Source organism: Streptomyces sp. TBY4, assembly GCF_024213195.1.
GTDB lineage: Bacteria > Actinomycetota > Actinomycetes > Streptomycetales > Streptomycetaceae > Streptomyces.
Genome location: NZ_JANAVF010000004.1, coordinates 556854 through 573004 on the forward strand (window position 1 = coordinate 556854; position 16151 = coordinate 573004).

Below are 16151 nucleotides of genomic sequence, written 5' to 3' on the forward strand. Positions count from 1 at the left end.
AGAAACTGACAGTCCGTCCGCCGGGCCCAACGGGCGCGGCACAGCCGCCTACCCCTCGGGTGCGGCGCCGTACGGATCAGGCCAGTACCCGTCCAAGACGGTGCCCCCCGGTCCGGGCGCGGCGACCATCCCGGAGGAGAGTTCAGTGACCGCACCGCCCGCGAAGCCGTCCACACCCGATTCCGACGGGCCGAAGACGGAGACCCAGCTGACGACCCGGATCCGGATCAACATCCCGGGTTCGCGGCCGATTCCGCCCGTGGTCGTACGCCAGACCATGCCCGAAGCCGAAGCGGCGCCCGAGCCGGAGCCCGCCGCCCCGGCGGCCGCACCCGAGCCCGGTCAGGGCGAGGGCACCGCCAGCAACTGGTTCGCACCGCGCAAGGCGCCTTCCGCAGCCGCCCCCGCGCAGGCTCAGACACCGGCCCCGGCCCAGACCCCGGCCCCGGCACGCGGCCCGGCCCCGACCCAGGCCGGCGGCCCGCGCGTCGACGGCCCCCCGCGGCAGGACTTCGCCCAGGGCCCGGCGGGCCCGCGCCCGGGCGCACCCATGGGCCCCGGCCCGGGTGCGCCGATGGGCTCGGGCTCCGGTGCGCCGATGGGTCCCGGTCCCGGTGCGCCGATGGGTCCCGGTCCCGGTGCGCCGATGGGTCCCGGCTCCGGTGCGCCCATGGGTTCCGGTCCCGGTGCGCCGATGGGCTCCGGCCCGGGTGCGCCGATGGGTCCCGGCTCCGGTGTGCCGATCGGCTCCCGCCCCGGTGGCCCCGGTGGCCCCGGTGCCCCCGGTGGCGGTTCCGCCCCGGCTCAGGCCGGTGGCCCGCGCTTCGACGGGCCCGCCGCGCAGCAGGGCTTCGCCCCGGGCTCGGCAGGGCCGCGCCCGGGCGCGCCGATGGGCCCCGGTGTCCCCGGAGGCCCCGGTGTGGGCACCGGGTACCCCGCGGCGCCCGCCGGCCCCGGCGCTCCCCGTACGGGCGCCCCCGCGGGCCCCGCGCAGGGACCCGGACCGGCCGGCCCGCCCGTGCCCCCGCCGGCCGGCGCCGGAGCCGCGTACGGCTCCGGGCCCGGTGACGATCCCGCCACCCAGGCCCTGCGCGCCCCCGCCTGGTTCGGCCCCGGTGCCGCCCCGGACGGGCCGACCGGCGGGCCCGCGCTGGGCTCCGTACCGGTGGGAAGGGCGCAGGAGCCGAGCTGGCCCGGCCCCGAGCTGAACTCCGCCGGACACCCGCAGCCCGCGCCCGTGCCCACCCCGGCGCCCGCCGGCAAGGCCAGGGCGCAGGCTCCCGCGCCGGCCCCGGCGCGCCCCGCCAAGAAGGGCCGCAACAAGCTGGTCCTCGTCGGGGGAGCCCTCTTCGGGCTGGTCGGCGTGGCCTACGGAGCCGGCCTGCTCCTCAACCACTCCGACGTCCCCAAGGGCACCACCGTGCTCGGCGTCGACATCAGCGGCAGCCGCGACGAGGCCGTCGCCAAGCTCCAGACCTCCTTCGGCAACCGTGCCGTCGCCCCGCTCCAGCTCCTGGTCGGCGGCAAGCCGGTCGAGCTGAAGCCCGAGAAGGCCGGCCTGAGCCTGGACAGCCAGACCACCGTCCGCAACGCGGCGGGCAGCGACTACAACCCGGTCACGGTCATCGGCTCCCTGTTCGGCAGCGTGCGCGAGGCCGAGGCGGTCATGCCCACCGACGAGGAGAAGCTGCGGGTCGCCCTCCAGGAGCTGGCCGGAACCGCCGGCTCCGCCACCGAGGGCACCATCACCTTCGACACCGGCAAGGCCGTCGCCGTCCCCGGCAAGGCCGGTTCCACACTCGATGTGGACGGATCCGTCGAGCTGGTGAACAAGGCCTTCCGCGAGATGGTCGCCAAGGGCCAGGCCGCGCCCCCCGAACTGCCGGTCGCCACCAAGGACCCGGTCGTCGGCCAGGACGAACTGGACCGGGCGATGAAGGAGTTCGCCGAGCCCGCGATGTCGGCCCCGGTCCTCGTCAAGGCGGGCACCAAGTCCATCCCGCTGGGCCCCAAGTCCCTGCCGAAGATCCTGAGCATGCAGGCCGTGGACGGCCACCTGGTCGAGAAGTACGACCTGGAGGCCCTCAAGACGGCCTACGGGAACACCTTCGACGGTGTCCTGATCATGCGCGGCACCGGCGAGAAGACCGCGGTCACCCCGCAGGACGTCGCCGGAGTCCTCGGCAAGGCCCTCCGCGGCAAGAACGCCGCCGAACGCACCGCGGTCATCGACACCAACCCGAGCTGACCCCACCCACCCCGAAGCCCCTCCCCGAACGGGGCAGGGGCTTCGGCATTTTCAGCCCGGCCGACGCCTCTCCAGCCGTCCGGCGTTTGAGGACCGGGGGCCGGGGCGGAGCCCCGAAAGGGGTCCGGGCGCAGCCCGGTACCCCCAGCCCGTCCGGCGTTTGAGGACCGGGGTCCGGGCAGCGCCCGGGGAACGGGCGAAGGGCGGGTAGGGGACAGCCCCGCGCAGCGGCAAGGGTCCCGCAGGGACTTCGCCCCGCGCAGCGGCAAAGGGTCCCGCGGGGACTTCGCCCCGCGCAGCGAAAAGAAGCAGGCGGGCTAGTTCAGCAAGGCCCGCGCCGCCATCGCCTCCGCCCGGATCCGCCCCGCCGCAGGCGGATCGATCACGTCCACGACCACCGCGTAGGCGTCCATCTCCGCCGCCCCGGCCACGAAGTCCCCCCGCTCCACCATCAGCTTCGCCCGCTCGTACCGCAGCGCCGCCGGATGCGAGGGCAGCAGCAGCGCCAGGTCCAGCGCCCACAGCGCCACCCCCGAGTGCTCGGGCCGCGACGAGGCCCACACCCGGATGTTGTTCAGGATCCGCAGCACGATGTCCAGCGTCCGCGCGGCGACCCGGGGCCCCTCCGCCAGCTCCGCAGGACCCGCGCCGAGCGAGGCGCCCCCCGCGAAGGGGTCGACGACCACGCCCTCCTCCGGATCCCCGAAGCCCACCACGAAGTGCCCCGGCAAGGCCAGCCCGTACACCGGCGCCCCGGCCCGCCGGGCCACCTCCAGCCAGACCACGGACAGCAGGATCGGCAGCCCCCGGCGCCGCCGCAGCACCTCGTGCAGCAGCGAGGACGAGAGCCGTTCGTAGTCGGCCGGGGTGCCGTGGAACCCCAGCCGCCCGCCCAGCAGTTCGGACACCGCCGAAGCCCACGCGCGGGCGCCCCGCAGCCCGTACGGCAGCATCCCCGCCAGCCGGTCCAGCTCGATCTGCGCCCAGTCCATGGCCCGTTCGTCGAGCTCCGGGTCCCCCTCCGCCGCCAGCAGCAGGCACAGCACGGCCAGGTCGGGCCGCTCCGCCCGCGCCTCGGCGGCGAACTGCTCCCGCCAGGGCGAGGTCACCGGTCCGCCCGGCGGTAGTGGTGGTAGGCGTGGTGGATCCCGAAGCCCATCCCCGCGTACAGCGCCCGCGCCCCGGTGTTCTCGCTCTCCACCTGGAGCCAGGCCGCCGAGGCGCCCTCCTCCAGCGCGCGCCGCGCCAGCGCCGCCATCACCGCCGTGGCGAGGCCGCGGCGCCGGTGCGCGGGGTCCACCTCGACGGCCGCGAACCCGGCCCACCGGCCGTCCACCACGAGCCGCCCGATCGCCTGGCCGGGCACCGCCGCGAACCACACCGAGGGCCCCGCCGTCAGCACCCGGCGGGCGGTCTCCGGGTCCTTGACCCGCCCGTAGCGGGAGAGCCAGTCCTCGTCCGGGGTACGGGTCAGCCGTACGCCCGCGACCACGGCATCGTCCACGTCCAGGTCCGCCACCGCCGCCAGCCCGCCGACCTGGATCTCCGCCGACACCTCGCGGACCCAGCCCCGGTCCTCCAGCTCCGCGCACAGCAGCTCCTGCGTGCCCGCGGCGCCCGTGGCGGTCTGGACGTAGGCCGGAAGGCCCCTGTCCGCGTACCAGGAGGTCACCCGCGCGAGTGCATCGTCCAGCGGAGCCCCGGGATCGCCGAGCGGCAGGACGGAGTTGGCCCGGCGGGTGAATCCGCCGGCCGCGCGCAGCGTCCACTCGCCCAGCGGCTCGCTCTCCAGCGGCACCCAGGCCCGTGCGCAGACCCGCGCGAGCTCCTCGAAGGAGGCCGCGGGCCCCCTGCGGCGGGCCGGCGCGGCCGGTACCACCTTGCCCGCGACCAGCGAGGATTCCGCGATGCGGACGGACTCGCCGGTCTTTCGTGTGATCGTCACCACACCCGCGTTCCAGGATGTGAGAACCCCTACGGTGTCCGTGAACGAGGGGGTCCCGGCAGAGCCGTGCTCCACCCGTCGCACAGAGACACGTTTACCCACGTCAGCCGGTGTGATCCGGATCTCCAGCCGTCCACCGGCAGTGATTTCCACAGCTCTCTACGCCCCTCCTGTTCGGATCGTGCCCGGGAACGGAGATACTAGAGGCGGGCATCGACGACGCCGCGCTCCCGCGCGATATGGAAAGCCCTTATGAGGAGGAACGAGAGCGTGACCTACGTCATCGCGGAGCCTTGTGTCGACGTCAAGGACAAGGCATGCATCGAAGAGTGCCCCGTCGACTGCATCTACGAGGGCCAGCGGTCCTTGTACATCCACCCGGACGAGTGCGTCGACTGTGGTGCGTGTGAGCCGGTCTGCCCGGTCGAGGCCATCTTCTACGAGGACGACACCCCGGAGGAGTGGAAGGACTACTACAAGGCGAACGTCGAGTTCTTCGACGAGCTCGGTTCGCCCGGTGGTGCTTCCAAGCTCGGCCTGATCGAGCGCGACCACCCCTTCATCGCAGCGCTTCCGGCGGACATCAACCCGAGCCACTGACGGTCGGGTACCGCCCCACGCGCGTCCCTCGGTCCCGTACGGCTCGCAGCCGCACGGGACCGAGGTGTTTCGACTGGACCCTGAACAACGCAACACGCAACACGCGACACCGGAAAGCGAGCGCGCAACGTGGCCGCAGTCTCAGCCCGTCTCCCCGTCTTCCCCTGGGACAAGCTGGAGCCCTACAAGGCGACGGCGGCGGCCCACCCGGACGGGATCGTCGACCTCTCCGTCGGCACCCCCGTCGACCCGGTGCCGGAGCTGATCCAGCGGGCCCTGATCGAGGCCGCGGACTCCCCGGGCTACCCCACCGTGTGGGGCACCCCCGCCCTGCGCGACGCGATCACCGGCTGGGTGCGCGGCCGCCTCGGCGCGAGCGCCGCCGGGCACGGCAACGTCCTGCCGGTCGTCGGCTCCAAGGAACTGGTGGCCTGGCTGCCCACCCAGCTGGGCCTGGGCGCCGGCGACCAGGTGGCGTACCCCCGGCTGGCCTACCCGACGTACGAGGTCGGCGCGCGGCTGTGCGGCGCCGAGCCGGTGGTCTACGACGACCCCACCACCGATCTCGACCCGGCCCGCGTGAAGCTGCTGTGGCTCAACTCCCCGTCCAACCCCACCGGCAAGGTCCTCCCCAAGGAGGAGCTCGTACGGATCGTGGCCTGGGCGCGCGAGCACGGGATCCTGCTCTTCAGCGACGAGTGCTACCTGGAACTGGGCTGGGAGGCCGAGCCCGTCTCCGTCCTGCACGACGAGGTCTGCGGCGGCTCGTACGAGGGCATCGTCGCCGTCCACTCGCTCTCCAAGCGGTCCAACCTGGCCGGCTACCGGGCGGCCTTCGTCGCCGGTGACGCCGAGGTCCTGGGCGAGCTGCTCCAGATCCGCAAGCACGGCGGCATGATGACCCCGGCCCCGGTGCAGGCGGCCACCGTCGCGGCCCTGGGCGACGACGCGCACGTCGAGGAGCAGCGGGTGCGCTACGCGGCCCGCCGCGCGGCGCTGCGCACGGCCCTGGAGGCGCACGGCTTCCGCGTCGAGCACAGCGAGGCCAGCCTGTACCTGTGGGTGACCCGGGACGAGCCCTGCTGGGACACGGTCGCCCACCTGGCCGACCTGGGCATCCTGGTCGCACCGGGCGACTTCTACGGAGTGGCGGGCGCGCACTTCGTCCGCGTCGCCTTCACGGCCACGGACGAACGCGTCGCGGCGGCGGTCAAGCGGCTGGGGTAATCCAGCCTCCACGTGAACGTGCAGACGGCCCGAGGGGCCCGGGAGTTCGTGCTCCCGGGCCCCTCGGCGTCTTCTGTGCGCGGCAGCGCCTAGCCGAGGCCGGGCAGCCCGCCGGGCAGGCCACCGCCGGGCAGGCCGCCACCCGCGAGCGGGAGCCCCGCCAGCAGGCTGCCGGCCGCGCCGGTCACCTCGTCGGTGGGGGCAGGCGCCGGCAGGGTGGAGGCGGGGACGGCACCGGTCACGGTGTCACCCGCGGCGTCGACCGTCGCGTCCGGCGCGGTGACCGCGTCCAGCTTCGGCACGGACTCCAGGCCCGCGGCGCTGGCCGCGCCGGCCGCACCGACCACGGGCGCTGCCCCGGCTGCCAGGAGCAGCGCGGCACGGGCGATCCGGCGGGTCAGGGGGAGGGACATGTTGCTCCTAAGCGGTAGCGGCTGAGTACGCCGTGACAACCGCCCGGAGGGGGGCGCGAGTTGCGGAGCCGGTGGGTAAAGGATCAGTAACGGATCGTTTAATCGGCTTCCGGGAAGAGCGCCCGGAACCCGCCCCCACCTGCGGTTGTACGCCCGCCCGGAGCCCCGTGTCCGCCGTACGGGTCACCCCCGGACGGGGGACGCCTCGCACGCCCGTCCAGCGGGACTCAGCCGCGCACGAAGATCCGTACCTGGCCCGGACCGGCGGCCCCGGGATCCCCCGCGGAGTTCCCGGCACCGGCACCCGCACCCGCCGCGCCCCGCTCCTGCCACCGGTCGCCGTCCTTGCCCGCGACCCAGGACCGGCCGTCGTACGAGACCCGCGTGATCCCCAGCTCACGGGAGCCGGCCACCGCCCACTGCGCGAGCACCTGGCCGGTCCGCGCCGCCGGATCCCCGCCGCCGGGCTTCGCCACCAGGGTCACCTCGGACTCGGGGGCGCTCCCGGAGCCCTTCCCGGAGGCCGGGGCGCCCGCGGCGGCGGGCAGCGTGTAGAGGGGGTTCTTGCCGAGCAGCCGGGTCAGCTCCGCCCGGACCTTCGCCGGATCGCCGGCCCGGGCGGGCGCCGGCCCGGTGCAGGTCAGGTGGCCGGTGCCGGTGAAGGCCCCGGTCAGCACGGTGGCCTCCGGCTCGTGCTTCGCGTAGGCCTGGGGGAAACCGCTCAGCTGCACCTTCTGCGCCGCCACCGTCAGCGGGAGCCGCGAGTACCCCTTGATCTCGGCCAGCCGGTCGTAGAAGATCCCGGCCGAGTACACCGGGTCCATGATCTGCTCCGGGGTGCCCCAGCCCTGCGAGGGCCGCTGCTGGAACAGGCCCAGCGAATCGCGGTCGCCGTGGTCGAGGTTGCGCAGGGCCGACTCCTGCATGGCGGTCGCCAGCGCGATGGTCACGGCCCGGTCGGGCATCCCCTTGGCGACCCCCACGGCGGCTATCGTCGCCGCGTTCGAGGCCTGCTCGGGGGAGATCTCGTCGAACTGGCCGGAGCCCTTCGGGCCGCTCTTCCCGTCGGCCGAAGCCGTGCAGTAGGGCACGCCGCCGTTGTCGTTCGACGCGCGCTGCACGACGAAGTACCCGGCGACCGCCACCAGCACCAGGAAGCCCGCGGCCCAGCGGAGCGGGCGACGGCGGCGGCGGGGGCGGGGGGGATCGGTCTGCGGCACGCCGCCCACCGTACTTGAGCCACATGACGCGTCCATCGGCCGGACGGACAAGGCTTCGCCGCAGCCCGGGGCGTTAGGGTCAGCTCCATGTCCGAATCCGAGCTGGACCTCACCCTGGACGCCGCCGAGCTGACCGCCCGGCTCGTCGACATCCCCTCCGTGAGCGGCGACGAGAAGGTACTCGCCGACCTCGTGGAACACGCCTTGCGCGCCCTGCCGCACCTGACCGTGGACCGCTTCGGCAACAACGTGGTCGCGCGCACGCACCTGGGCCGCGCCGAACGCGTCGTACTCGCCGGGCACCTCGACACCGTGCCGATCGCCGACAACGTGCCCTCCCGCCTCGACGAGAACGACGTCCTGTGGGGCTGCGGCACCACCGACATGAAGTCGGGCGTCGCCGTACAGCTGCGCATCGCCGCCACGGTCCCCGAACCCAACCGGGACCTCACCTTCGTCTTCTACGACCAGGAAGAGGTCGCGGCCGACCTCAACGGCCTCGGCAAGGTCGCCGAAGCCCACCCCGACTGGCTGACCGGCGACTTCGCCGTCCTCCTCGAACCCTCCAACGCCGAGGTCGAGGGCGGCTGCCAGGGCACCCTGCGCGTCCTGCTCCGCACCGCCGGCGAGCGCGCCCACTCCGCGCGCAGCTGGATGGGCTCCAACGCCATCCACGCGGCGAGCCCGATCCTGGCCAAGCTGGCGGCGTACGAGCCCCGCAAGCCCGTGATCGACGGCCTGGAGTACCGCGAGGGCCTCAACGCGGTCCGCATCGACGGCGGCGTCGCCAACAACGTCATCCCGCACGCCTGCACGGTCACGGTCAACTTCCGCTTCGCCCCCGACCGGACCACCGACGAGGCGATCGCCCACGTCCGCGAGGTCTTCGCCGACTGCGACATCGACGAGTTCGTCATCGACGACCTCTCGCCCGGCGCCCTCCCCGGCCTCTCCCACCCGGCCGCCGCGGCCTTCATGGAGGCCGTCGGCGGACACGCCATGCCGAAGTTCGGCTGGACGGACGTCTCCCGCTTCAGCGCCCTCGGCGTCCCGGCGGTCAACTACGGCCCGGGCGACGCCCTCCTGGCCCACAAGGCCGACGAACGCGTGGAAACGAAGGCCATCCTCCACTGCGAGGAACGACTCCGAGCTTGGCTGACCTCCTGAATTCCCCTTCTCGTCACCTTTGTGCGCCTAACCTGATCCAACGATCAGCAGGAGGGAGCACATCATGGGCAACCCTGAAGGGTCCGCTCGTCGTCGGCCCGAGGAGCAGCAGCTCGGGCCGGTGCTGAGGAGGCGGGGCCAGGTGCAGGCCGGCAGTACGACGGACCAGCGGCTGCTGGATTCGGCCGGGCCCTCCGAGTGGGTGCACACCGATCCGTGGCGGGTCCTGCGCATCCAGTCGGAGTTCATCGAGGGCTTCGGCACGCTGGCGGAGCTGCCGCCGGCGATCAGCGTGTTCGGCTCCGCCCGGACTCCGGCGGGCTCGCCGGAGTACGAGGCGGGCGTGCGGATCGGCGGCGCGCTCGTGGAGGCCGGGTTCGCGGTGATCACGGGCGGTGGCCCGGGCGCGATGGAGGCGGCCAACAAGGGCGCGCGGGAGGCCAACGGCATCTCGGTGGGCCTGGGCATCGAGCTCCCCTTCGAGCAGGGGCTCAACCAGCACGTCGACCTCGGGCTGAACTTCCGCTACTTCTTCGTCCGCAAGACGATGTTCGTGAAGTACAGCCAGGGCTTCGTGGTCCTGCCGGGCGGACTCGGCACCCTCGACGAGCTCTTCGAGGCCCTGACCCTGGTCCAGACGCAGAAGATCACCCGCTTCCCGATCGTGCTGTTCGGCACGGCGTACTGGAGCGGGCTCATCGACTGGCTGAAGAACACGGTCATCGCCCAGGGCAAGGCCTCGGAGAAGGACCTCTACCTCTTCCACGTCACCGACGACGTGGACGAGGCGATCGCCCTCGTGACGAAGGAAGTCGCTAGGTAGGAGCCTCTGACCGCTATGCCAGCCCCCGGCGGGCGACCGCCGGGGGCCGGTGGCCCTGGATGGAGCGGACCATGTCCAGGATCTGCCTGGTCTCCGCCACCTCGTGGACGCGGTAGACCTGGGCGCCGAGCCAGGCCGAGACGGCCGTCGTGGCCAGGGTGCCCAAGAGGCGTTCCTTGACCGGCTTGTCGAGGGTCTCGCCGACGAAGTCCTTGTTGGACAGGGAGACCAGGACCGGCCAGCCCGTCTCCGTCATCTCCGCGAGGCGGCGGGTGGCCTCCAGGGAGTGGCGGGTGTTCTTCCCGAAATCGTGGCCCGGGTCGATCATGATCGACTCGCGGGGGACGCCCAGCGCCGCCGCGCGCTCGGCCAGGCCGACCGTGACGCGCAGGATGTCCTCCATCACGTCCTCGTACGCCGTCCGGTGCGGCCGGGTCCGCGGCTCGGCCCCGCCGGCGTGGGTGCAGACGATGCCCGCGCCGTAGCGCGCGGCGACCTCCGCGAGCTTCGGGTCCACCCCGCCCCACGCGTCGTTCAGCAGATCGGCCCCGGCCTCGCAGACCGCCTCGCCGACCTCGTGCCGCCAGGTGTCGACGCTGATCACCACGTCGGGATGGCGGCGGCGGACCTCGGCGACGAAGCCCACCGTGCGCCGGGCCTCCTCCGCCGCGTCCACGTGCTCGCCGGGACCGGCCTTCACCCCGCCGATGTCGATGATCGCGGCGCCCTCGGCCACCGCCTGCTCGACCCGGTCCAGGGCCGGCTCGTCGCGGAAGGTCGCTCCCTGGTCGTAGAAGGAGTCAGGGGTCCGGTTCACGATGGCCATGATCACCGGCTCGTGGTCGTCGAACTCGCGCCCGCCCAGTCGCAGCATCCCGCTCTTTCCTCCTTCGGCGACCCTCGCGCCTCGCCTGCGACCTTAACCTGGTGGCCGGAGTCTTCTCAGGGGAGTTGATCGTGTTCGCGTTCTTGCTCATCGCGCTGGTCGTGGTCGTCGCGGGAGTCACCCTCGCGGTGGCCGGCGGGGGGTCCGAGGCCGTGCTGCCGGAGGCCGAGCCCGACCGGCTGTCCGACGCCCTGCCGGAGAACCGGCCCGTCGTACGGGCGGACATCGACGAGCTGCGGCTGCCCGTGGCCCCGCGCGGCTACCGGATGTCCGACGTGGACGACGTACTGGAGCGGCTGGCGGCGGAGCTGGCGGAGCGCGACGCGCGGATCGCCGAGCTGACGGCGGCGGCTGCCGGTGCGGCCGCGCCCGCCGATGCCGCCGTGGACCTCACCAAGGCCGCCGAGCAGTGAGCGGGGTGGTCGCCGGCCCCGACGGGGGGCTGCGGTGCCCCTGGGGGCTGGCCACCGAGGACTACATCGCGTACCACGACACGGAGTGGGGCCGCCCGGTCCACGGCGACGACGCGCTCTACGAGCGGCTGTGCCTGGAGGCCTTCCAGTCCGGGCTGTCCTGGCTGACGATCCTGCGCCGGCGGGAGGGGTTCCGTACGGCCTTCGCGGGTTTCCGGATCGCCGAGGTGGCGGAGTTCGGGGCGGCGGACGCGGAACGGCTCCTCGCCGACGAGGGGATCATCCGCAACCGGGCCAAGATCGAGGCGACCCTCGCCAACGCGAAGACCCTGGCCGGGTGGGAGCCGGGCGAACTGGACGCCCTGATCTGGTCCCACGCGCCGGCGCCGGGGCGGGCCCCGAAGAGCACCACCGAGATCCCGGCGGTGACCCCGGAGTCCACGGCCCTGGCCAAGGCCCTGAAGAAGGCGGGGATCCGCTTCGTGGGCCCGACGACGGCCTACGCCCTGATGCAAGCCTGCGGCCTGGTCAACGACCACCTGTCGCACTGCGTGGCCCGCGACCTGACCTGACCTGACCCGGCCGGGTCCGGCCGGTCCCGGCCCGCAGGGCAATTCCAGCCCCGCCGGCGTTTGAGGCGCGGGGTCTGGGGCGGAGCCCCAGGAGGGGTCCGGGCGCAGCCCGGGGAACGGGCGAAGGGCGGGTAGGGGACTCCGCCCCGCGCAGCGGCTGCCCGCGACCGCGCAGCGGTGCCCGCCCCCCCGGCGGAGCCGTTAGCGGCCCAGGTACCGCGGAGCCTGCTTCGCGAGGAAGGCTTCGACGGCGATGCCGTGGTCCTCGGAGGCTCCGGCGCGGGCCTGGAGGACGTCCTCGCGGTCCAGGGCGTCGGAGAGGGAGCGGGAGGCCCCGTACGCCAGGGACTCCTTCAGCGCCGCGTAGGCGACCGTCGGGCCCTCCGCCAGCCGCCGGGCCACGGCCAGGGCCTGCGCCGCCAGCTCCTCCGAGGGGACCACACGGTTCGCGATGCCGAGTTCCAGCGCCTCCTGGGCCTTCACGGACCGGGGGAAGAGCAGCAGGTCGGAGGCGCGCGAGCCACCGATCAGGCGGGGCAGCGTCCAGGAAACGCCGGAGTCGGCCGTCAGGGCGACCCCCGCGAAGGAGGTGTTGAAGGAGGCGGTGTCCGCGACCACGCGGAAGTCGGCCGCCAGGGCGAAGCCGAAGCCCGCGCCCGCCGCGACCCCGTTCACGCCCGCGACCACCGGCTTCGGCATCTCCGTCAGCGCCCGGACGATCGGGTTGTAGTGCTCCGCGACGGTGTTCATGGTCAGCGAGGAGCCGTGCTCGCGGTCGGCCGCGAGGAACCCGACGTGCTCCTTGAGGTCCTGGCCCACGCAGAACGCCCGGTTGCCGGCGGCGGTGAGCAGGACCGCCCGTACCGCCGGGTCCGCGGCCGCCGCCCGGGCCGCGTCGCGCAGGGCGATCTTGGCCTCGGTGTTCATGGCGTTCATGGCCTCGGGACGGTTGATGGTGATGGTGGCGAGTCCGTCGGTCACTTCGTAGAGCACGCTGTCGGCCATGGCGGGGGTCCCCCTTCGTCGCGGGCTGGCTACCGGCCGGTACCGGCCGGTGCAAAGGTCAGCATGGCGGACCGGACCGGGGACGCACATGTGATGTGCGTCAAATAAACGGAAGGGCGGACTCGTGGCGCGGCGGCGAAGTATCGCAGGCGAGTCCCCGAAATGAGTGGTTTTGGTCAAGCGCGTTGCACAAGCGTTCCCGGCCGATGTTGGTCATCGGGTCCTGACATGCGGGATAATGGCCTGGAAGCAATGTGTTCGATGCCGGGTACTAGGCGCCTGAATGGGGCCGTCGGCTGACGATGAACTGGTTTCAGGAAGGGGAACGAGCATGGCGGCCATGAAGCCGCGGACGGGCGACGGCCCGCTCGAGGTCACCAAGGAGGGGCGGGGCATCGTCATGCGCGTACCGCTCGAGGGCGGCGGTCGGCTCGTCGTCGAGCTGACTCCGGACGAGGCGGACGCCCTGGGTGACGCCCTGAAGAAGGTCGTCGGCTGACCCCCCGGGGATGCTGACCGTACTTTCGCTGCATTCTCTGCACTGCCCCGGCCGCGCCAAGCGGCCGGGGCAGTGTTGTGTCCCGGGGGCGGCGCCGCGGCCCCCGCCGAAACCGTGGCCGTGGCCGTGACCGCCGGAGCCCCGCCGTGACCTTCTCCCCGCCCGCTCCACCGGCCTTCGCCGACTGCACGCCCCGCCAGAAGGCGGCCAGGGTCCTCACGGAGGCCCTGGCTCCGGCGAACCTGGTGGTGGCCCAGCTCCTGCTGGTCGGCTGGCACAGCACCGGGTCGTGGTCCGGTCTCGGCTGGGGCCTGCTCGGCGCCCTGTTCTGCGGGGTGGTCCCGATCGGGATCATCCTGCTCGGGGTACGGCGCGGGGCGCTGACCGACCAGCACATCCGGGTCCGGCGCCAGCGGGTGGTCCCGATGGGGCTGAGCCTGGTCTCGGTCCTCGCGGGGATCACCCTGCTGCGGGTGCTCGGCGCCCCGGCCGACGTGTTCGCGCTCGTCGTCGCGATGCTGGTGGGCCTCGTCTGCTCGCTGCTGGTGACGGTCGGCTGGCAGATATCCATCCACATGTCGGTGGCCGGCGGCACGGTGATGGTCCTGCTCCTGGCCTTCGGCCCGGCGGTGCTCCCCGCGGTGCTGCTCGCCGCGGCCGTGGGATGGTCCCGGCTGGTCCTGAAGGCGCACACCCCGGCTCAGCTCCTCGCCGGCACCGCCCTGGGCGGTACGGCCGCGCTGACCTTCGCGCTGCTGCGCTGACCGGCCGGCCCCGAGCCGCCGGCCCGCCGGCGAACAGCGGCCCGACGGCTCAGCGCCGGACCGCGCAGAGCAGGCCGTCGCCCACCGGGAGCAGAGCGGCCTCCAGGGCGGGGCTCTCGCGGACGCTGCGCAGCAGCTCGCGGACCCGGAGCACCTCCACCGGCTGGGCCGCGGAGTCGACCGTACGGCCGTCCGAGAAGACCCCCTCGAAGCAGACGAGGCCGCCGGGGCGGAGCAGGCGCAACGATTCAGCGAGGTAGTCGAGGGACTCGGAGGGGTCGCCGTCGCAGAAGACGAGGTCGTATCCGCCGTCGGCCAGCCGGGGCAGTACGTCCAGGGCGCGGCCCGGGATGAAGCGGGCGCGGTTGCCCGCGAAGCCGGCGGCGCGGAAGGCCTGGCGGGCGAAGGCCTGCCGGTCCGCTTCGGGATCCACCGTGGTCAGGACCCCGTCGGCGCGCATTCCGTGCAGGAGGTGGATGCCGGACACGCCGGTCCCGGTGCCGATCTCGGCGACGGCCTTCGCGTCCGCGGTGGCGGCGAGCAGGCGCAGCGCGGCCCCGGTGCCGGGGGAGACGGAGCGCAGCCCCGCTTCCCTGGACCGGTCGCGGGCCCATCGCAGAGCGTCGTCCTCGGCGACAAACGCGTCGGCGAACGCCCAGCTCGTCTGCCGGTTGCCGGTAATGACCCTCTCCTGTCCCCATAGTTGGCGCAACGGTGACTGTATCCGCTGGAGTCGGGAACCCGCAGATGGGACCGGGCGTTGAGAGCAGTAGAGACGCAAGAGCGGCCTGGGGCCCGGCGCCCGTGCAAAGTTACTGCAAAAACGCTTATCCAGAGCTGACGGGAGGGGTGGCTATGGTAGGGACTCCGCTGGACACCACCAGAGCCGACAGGGGAGGTGCGGCTGCGCCTGTGGATCGTGGGGGTGTCCTCCGACGCCTCTTCTGGTCGGCCGGTGAGCCGAAATCCGTGACCAACATTGCTGACCGTTTCCGCACCGTAGACACCGCAACCACCGCGACCTTCGCCGCCGATGCGGGCTCCCAGGCGTGGACCCCTCCCTCGTGGGAGGAGATCGTCAGCACGCACAGTGCGCGGGTCTACCGTCTCGCCTACAGGCTGACGGGCAACCAGCACGACGCCGAGGACCTGACGCAGGAAGTCTTCGTCCGCGTCTTCCGCTCGCTGTCCACGTACACGCCCGGCACCTTCGAGGGCTGGCTGCACCGGATCACCACGAACCTCTTCCTCGACATGGTCCGCCGCAAGCAGCGGATCCGCTTCGACGCCCTCGCCGACGACGCCGCCGAGCGGCTGCCGAGCCGTGAGCCGTCCCCGCAGCAGGTGCTCCACGACACGCACTTCGACGCGGACGTGCAGCAGGCGCTGGACACCCTCGCGCCCGAGTTCCGCGCGGCCGTCGTGCTCTGCGACATCGAGGGCCTGTCCTACGAGGAGATCGCCGCGACCCTCGGCGTGAAGCTCGGCACCGTGCGCAGCCGTATCCACCGGGGCCGCTCCCACCTGCGCAAGGCGCTCAAGCACCGGTCCCCCGAGGCCCGTGCGGAGCAGCGCGCGATGGCCGGCGTGGCGGTGGGCGCCCCCGGTACCGGGGGAGAGGGCGGAGCCGAGTGAGCGGGATCAGTCCCTCCCCTTCTCCTGCCGAGCACCACCTGGGCGACCGGCTCGCCGCCCTCGTGGACGGGGAGTTGAGCCATGACGCGCGCGAGCGGGTACTGGCGCACCTGGCGACGTGTGCCAAGTGCAAGGCCGAGGCCGATGCGCAGCGGCGCCTGAAGACCATGTTCGTGGAGAGCGCGCCGCCTCCGCTGTCGGCCGGGCTGCTGGCACGGCTGCAGGGGCTGCCGGGCGGCGGACCCGAGGGTCCAACAGGGCCCTCCGGCCCGTTCGGTTCGTCGGCGGGCTCCGACCCCTTCGGGTCCTTCGGCTTCGCTCCGCCCGCGGCCGCCGCCGCACCGCAGCAGCAGGGCTTCCGGATACACGAGGTGGGCCGGCAGCGGCGCCGCTTCGCGTTCGTGGCTGCCGGAGCGGTGTCGCTCGCCGCCATCGCGCTGGGCGGCTCGCTGCCCATGGAAGCGGTCGAGCCCAATGCCCGCGGCGAGGCCCCGGCCGCGCGCACGGGACCCGTCGTACCGGTGGCCGACGCGGTGGTCCGGGAGAACCGGCTGCCGAAGCCGGGCACCATCCCGACGCTCCGCCCGGTCAGCCCCCTCGCGGCCTCCCCGGCACCCTCCCGCCCGACCGGCTCCGCACGCCCGGTGTCCCTGTACCGCTAGGGGGTGTCCGCAAAGTCCCGCCGGCCGCCCGCAGGGCGGCCCCGCGGCGTCTGGCGCGTGCTCTCGGTGTGC

18 protein-coding genes are annotated in these 16151 nt (G+C 73.5%); 11 read left to right on the forward strand and 7 right to left on the reverse strand.

What is annotated here, in order from left to right; translation table 11 throughout:
• Positions 1–145 precede the first annotated feature (145 nt).
• Complete coding sequence (locus NLX94_RS13290; protein ID WP_308402422.1) at positions 146–2248, forward strand: hypothetical protein; 2103 nt, start codon at positions 146–148, stop codon at positions 2246–2248.
• 317 nt (positions 2249–2565) lie between these two features.
• Here NLX94_RS13290 and NLX94_RS13295 read toward each other — a convergent pair whose 3' ends face one another.
• Both NLX94_RS13295 and NLX94_RS13300 read right to left on the reverse strand, forming a co-directional pair.
• Complete coding sequence (locus tag NLX94_RS13295; protein ID WP_254382879.1) at positions 2566–3357, reverse strand: transglutaminase-like domain-containing protein; 792 nt, start codon at positions 3355–3357, stop codon at positions 2566–2568.
• Positions 3354–4346 carry a GNAT family N-acetyltransferase gene (locus NLX94_RS13300; protein WP_254382880.1) on the reverse strand — a complete coding sequence of 331 codons (993 nt, stop codon included), beginning with the start codon at positions 4344–4346 and terminating at the stop codon, positions 3354–3356. The genes NLX94_RS13295 and NLX94_RS13300 overlap by 4 nt, the downstream gene beginning before the upstream one ends.
• Before the next feature lie 117 nt (positions 4347–4463).
• Between NLX94_RS13300 and fdxA the strand changes: the two genes are divergently transcribed.
• Together fdxA and dapC are read left to right on the forward strand one after the other, a co-directional pair.
• Positions 4464–4793 carry a ferredoxin gene (gene fdxA / locus NLX94_RS13305; RefSeq protein ID WP_030868357.1) on the forward strand — a complete coding sequence of 110 codons (330 nt, stop codon included), beginning with the start codon at positions 4464–4466 and terminating at the stop codon, positions 4791–4793.
• Between the two features lie 129 nt (positions 4794–4922).
• Positions 4923–6020, forward strand: coding sequence for a succinyldiaminopimelate transaminase (gene dapC / locus NLX94_RS13310; RefSeq protein ID WP_254382881.1), 1098 nt, complete (start codon positions 4923–4925; stop codon positions 6018–6020).
• Positions 6021–6109: 89 nt separating this feature from the next.
• Here dapC and NLX94_RS13315 read toward each other — a convergent pair whose 3' ends face one another.
• Both NLX94_RS13315 and NLX94_RS13320 read right to left on the reverse strand, forming a co-directional pair.
• Positions 6110–6433 (reverse strand): ATP-binding protein, encoded by a 324-nt coding sequence (locus tag NLX94_RS13315; RefSeq protein ID WP_254382882.1) that lies wholly within the window; start codon positions 6431–6433, stop codon positions 6110–6112.
• 227 nt (positions 6434–6660) lie between these two features.
• Entirely contained in the window at positions 6661–7653 is a 993-nt protein-coding gene (locus tag NLX94_RS13320; RefSeq protein ID WP_254382883.1) for a hypothetical protein, read from the reverse strand.
• A gap of 87 nt (positions 7654–7740) precedes the next feature.
• On the opposite strand from NLX94_RS13320, the gene dapE reads away from it, so the two are divergent.
• Together dapE and NLX94_RS13330 are read left to right on the forward strand one after the other, a co-directional pair.
• Positions 7741–8820, forward strand: coding sequence for a succinyl-diaminopimelate desuccinylase (gene dapE / locus NLX94_RS13325; protein WP_254382884.1), 1080 nt, complete (start codon positions 7741–7743; stop codon positions 8818–8820).
• A gap of 64 nt (positions 8821–8884) precedes the next feature.
• The gene (locus tag NLX94_RS13330; protein ID WP_254382885.1) at positions 8885–9643 is read left to right on the forward strand and encodes a TIGR00730 family Rossman fold protein; all 759 of its coding nucleotides are present in this window, start codon (positions 8885–8887) and stop codon (positions 9641–9643) included.
• Positions 9644–9656: 13 nt separating this feature from the next.
• Here NLX94_RS13330 and folP read toward each other — a convergent pair whose 3' ends face one another.
• Positions 9657–10517 (reverse strand): dihydropteroate synthase, encoded by an 861-nt coding sequence (gene folP / locus NLX94_RS13335; protein ID WP_254382886.1) that lies wholly within the window; start codon positions 10515–10517, stop codon positions 9657–9659.
• A 77-nt stretch (positions 10518–10594) separates the two neighbouring features.
• On the opposite strand from folP, the gene NLX94_RS13340 reads away from it, so the two are divergent.
• Together NLX94_RS13340 and NLX94_RS13345 are read left to right on the forward strand one after the other, a co-directional pair.
• Positions 10595–10942, forward strand: a complete 348-nt coding sequence (locus tag NLX94_RS13340) for a DivIVA domain-containing protein (protein ID WP_254382927.1) — start codon at positions 10595–10597, stop codon at positions 10940–10942.
• Positions 10939–11514, forward strand: a complete 576-nt coding sequence (locus NLX94_RS13345; RefSeq protein WP_308402423.1) for a DNA-3-methyladenine glycosylase I — start codon at positions 10939–10941, stop codon at positions 11512–11514. The genes NLX94_RS13340 and NLX94_RS13345 overlap by 4 nt, the downstream gene beginning before the upstream one ends.
• A 201-nt stretch (positions 11515–11715) precedes the next feature.
• On the opposite strand, the gene NLX94_RS13350 is transcribed toward NLX94_RS13345, so the two are convergent.
• Positions 11716–12519, reverse strand: coding sequence for an enoyl-CoA hydratase/isomerase family protein (locus tag NLX94_RS13350; RefSeq protein WP_254382887.1), 804 nt, complete (start codon positions 12517–12519; stop codon positions 11716–11718).
• A 331-nt stretch (positions 12520–12850) separates the two neighbouring features.
• Here NLX94_RS13350 and NLX94_RS13355 point away from each other — a divergent pair, with 331 nt between their 5' ends.
• Both NLX94_RS13355 and NLX94_RS13360 read left to right on the forward strand, forming a co-directional pair.
• Positions 12851–13018, forward strand: a complete 168-nt coding sequence (locus NLX94_RS13355) for a DUF3117 domain-containing protein (RefSeq protein ID WP_003966491.1) — start codon at positions 12851–12853, stop codon at positions 13016–13018.
• Between the two features lie 146 nt (positions 13019–13164).
• The gene (locus NLX94_RS13360) at positions 13165–13782 is read left to right on the forward strand and encodes a hypothetical protein (RefSeq protein ID WP_254382888.1); all 618 of its coding nucleotides are present in this window, start codon (positions 13165–13167) and stop codon (positions 13780–13782) included.
• 49 nt (positions 13783–13831) lie between these two features.
• Here NLX94_RS13360 and NLX94_RS13365 read toward each other — a convergent pair whose 3' ends face one another.
• Positions 13832–14494 carry an O-methyltransferase gene (locus tag NLX94_RS13365; RefSeq protein WP_243335946.1) on the reverse strand — a complete coding sequence of 221 codons (663 nt, stop codon included), beginning with the start codon at positions 14492–14494 and terminating at the stop codon, positions 13832–13834.
• Positions 14495–14637: 143 nt separating this feature from the next.
• On the opposite strand from NLX94_RS13365, the gene sigE reads away from it, so the two are divergent.
• Together sigE and NLX94_RS13375 are read left to right on the forward strand one after the other, a co-directional pair.
• A complete protein-coding gene (gene sigE, locus NLX94_RS13370) occupies positions 14638–15417 on the forward strand; it encodes an RNA polymerase sigma factor SigE (RefSeq protein WP_254382889.1) in 780 nt (259 codons plus the stop codon).
• Positions 15414–16079: an anti-sigma factor gene (locus tag NLX94_RS13375; protein WP_374683940.1), complete on the forward strand. Its 666-nt coding sequence runs from the start codon at positions 15414–15416 to the stop codon at positions 16077–16079. The genes sigE and NLX94_RS13375 overlap by 4 nt, the downstream gene beginning before the upstream one ends.
• Positions 16080–16151: the final 72 nt, after the last annotated feature.

Coding starts and splice junctions, on each gene's coding strand:
- NLX94_RS13330 (WP_254382885.1), top strand. CDS start 8,885: ATGGGCAACCCTGAAGGGTCCGCTCGTCGTCGGCCCGAGGAGCAGCAG.
- NLX94_RS13350 (WP_254382887.1), bottom strand. CDS start 12,519: ATGGCCGACAGCGTGCTCTACGAAGTGACCGACGGACTCGCCACCATC.
- sigE (WP_254382889.1), top strand. CDS start 14,638: ATGGTAGGGACTCCGCTGGACACCACCAGAGCCGACAGGGGAGGTGCG.
- dapE (WP_254382884.1), top strand. CDS start 7,741: ATGTCCGAATCCGAGCTGGACCTCACCCTGGACGCCGCCGAGCTGACC.
- folP (WP_254382886.1), bottom strand. CDS start 10,517: ATGCTGCGACTGGGCGGGCGCGAGTTCGACGACCACGAGCCGGTGATC.
- NLX94_RS13315 (WP_254382882.1), bottom strand. CDS start 6,433: ATGTCCCTCCCCCTGACCCGCCGGATCGCCCGTGCCGCGCTGCTCCTG.
- NLX94_RS13355 (WP_003966491.1), top strand. CDS start 12,851: ATGGCGGCCATGAAGCCGCGGACGGGCGACGGCCCGCTCGAGGTCACC.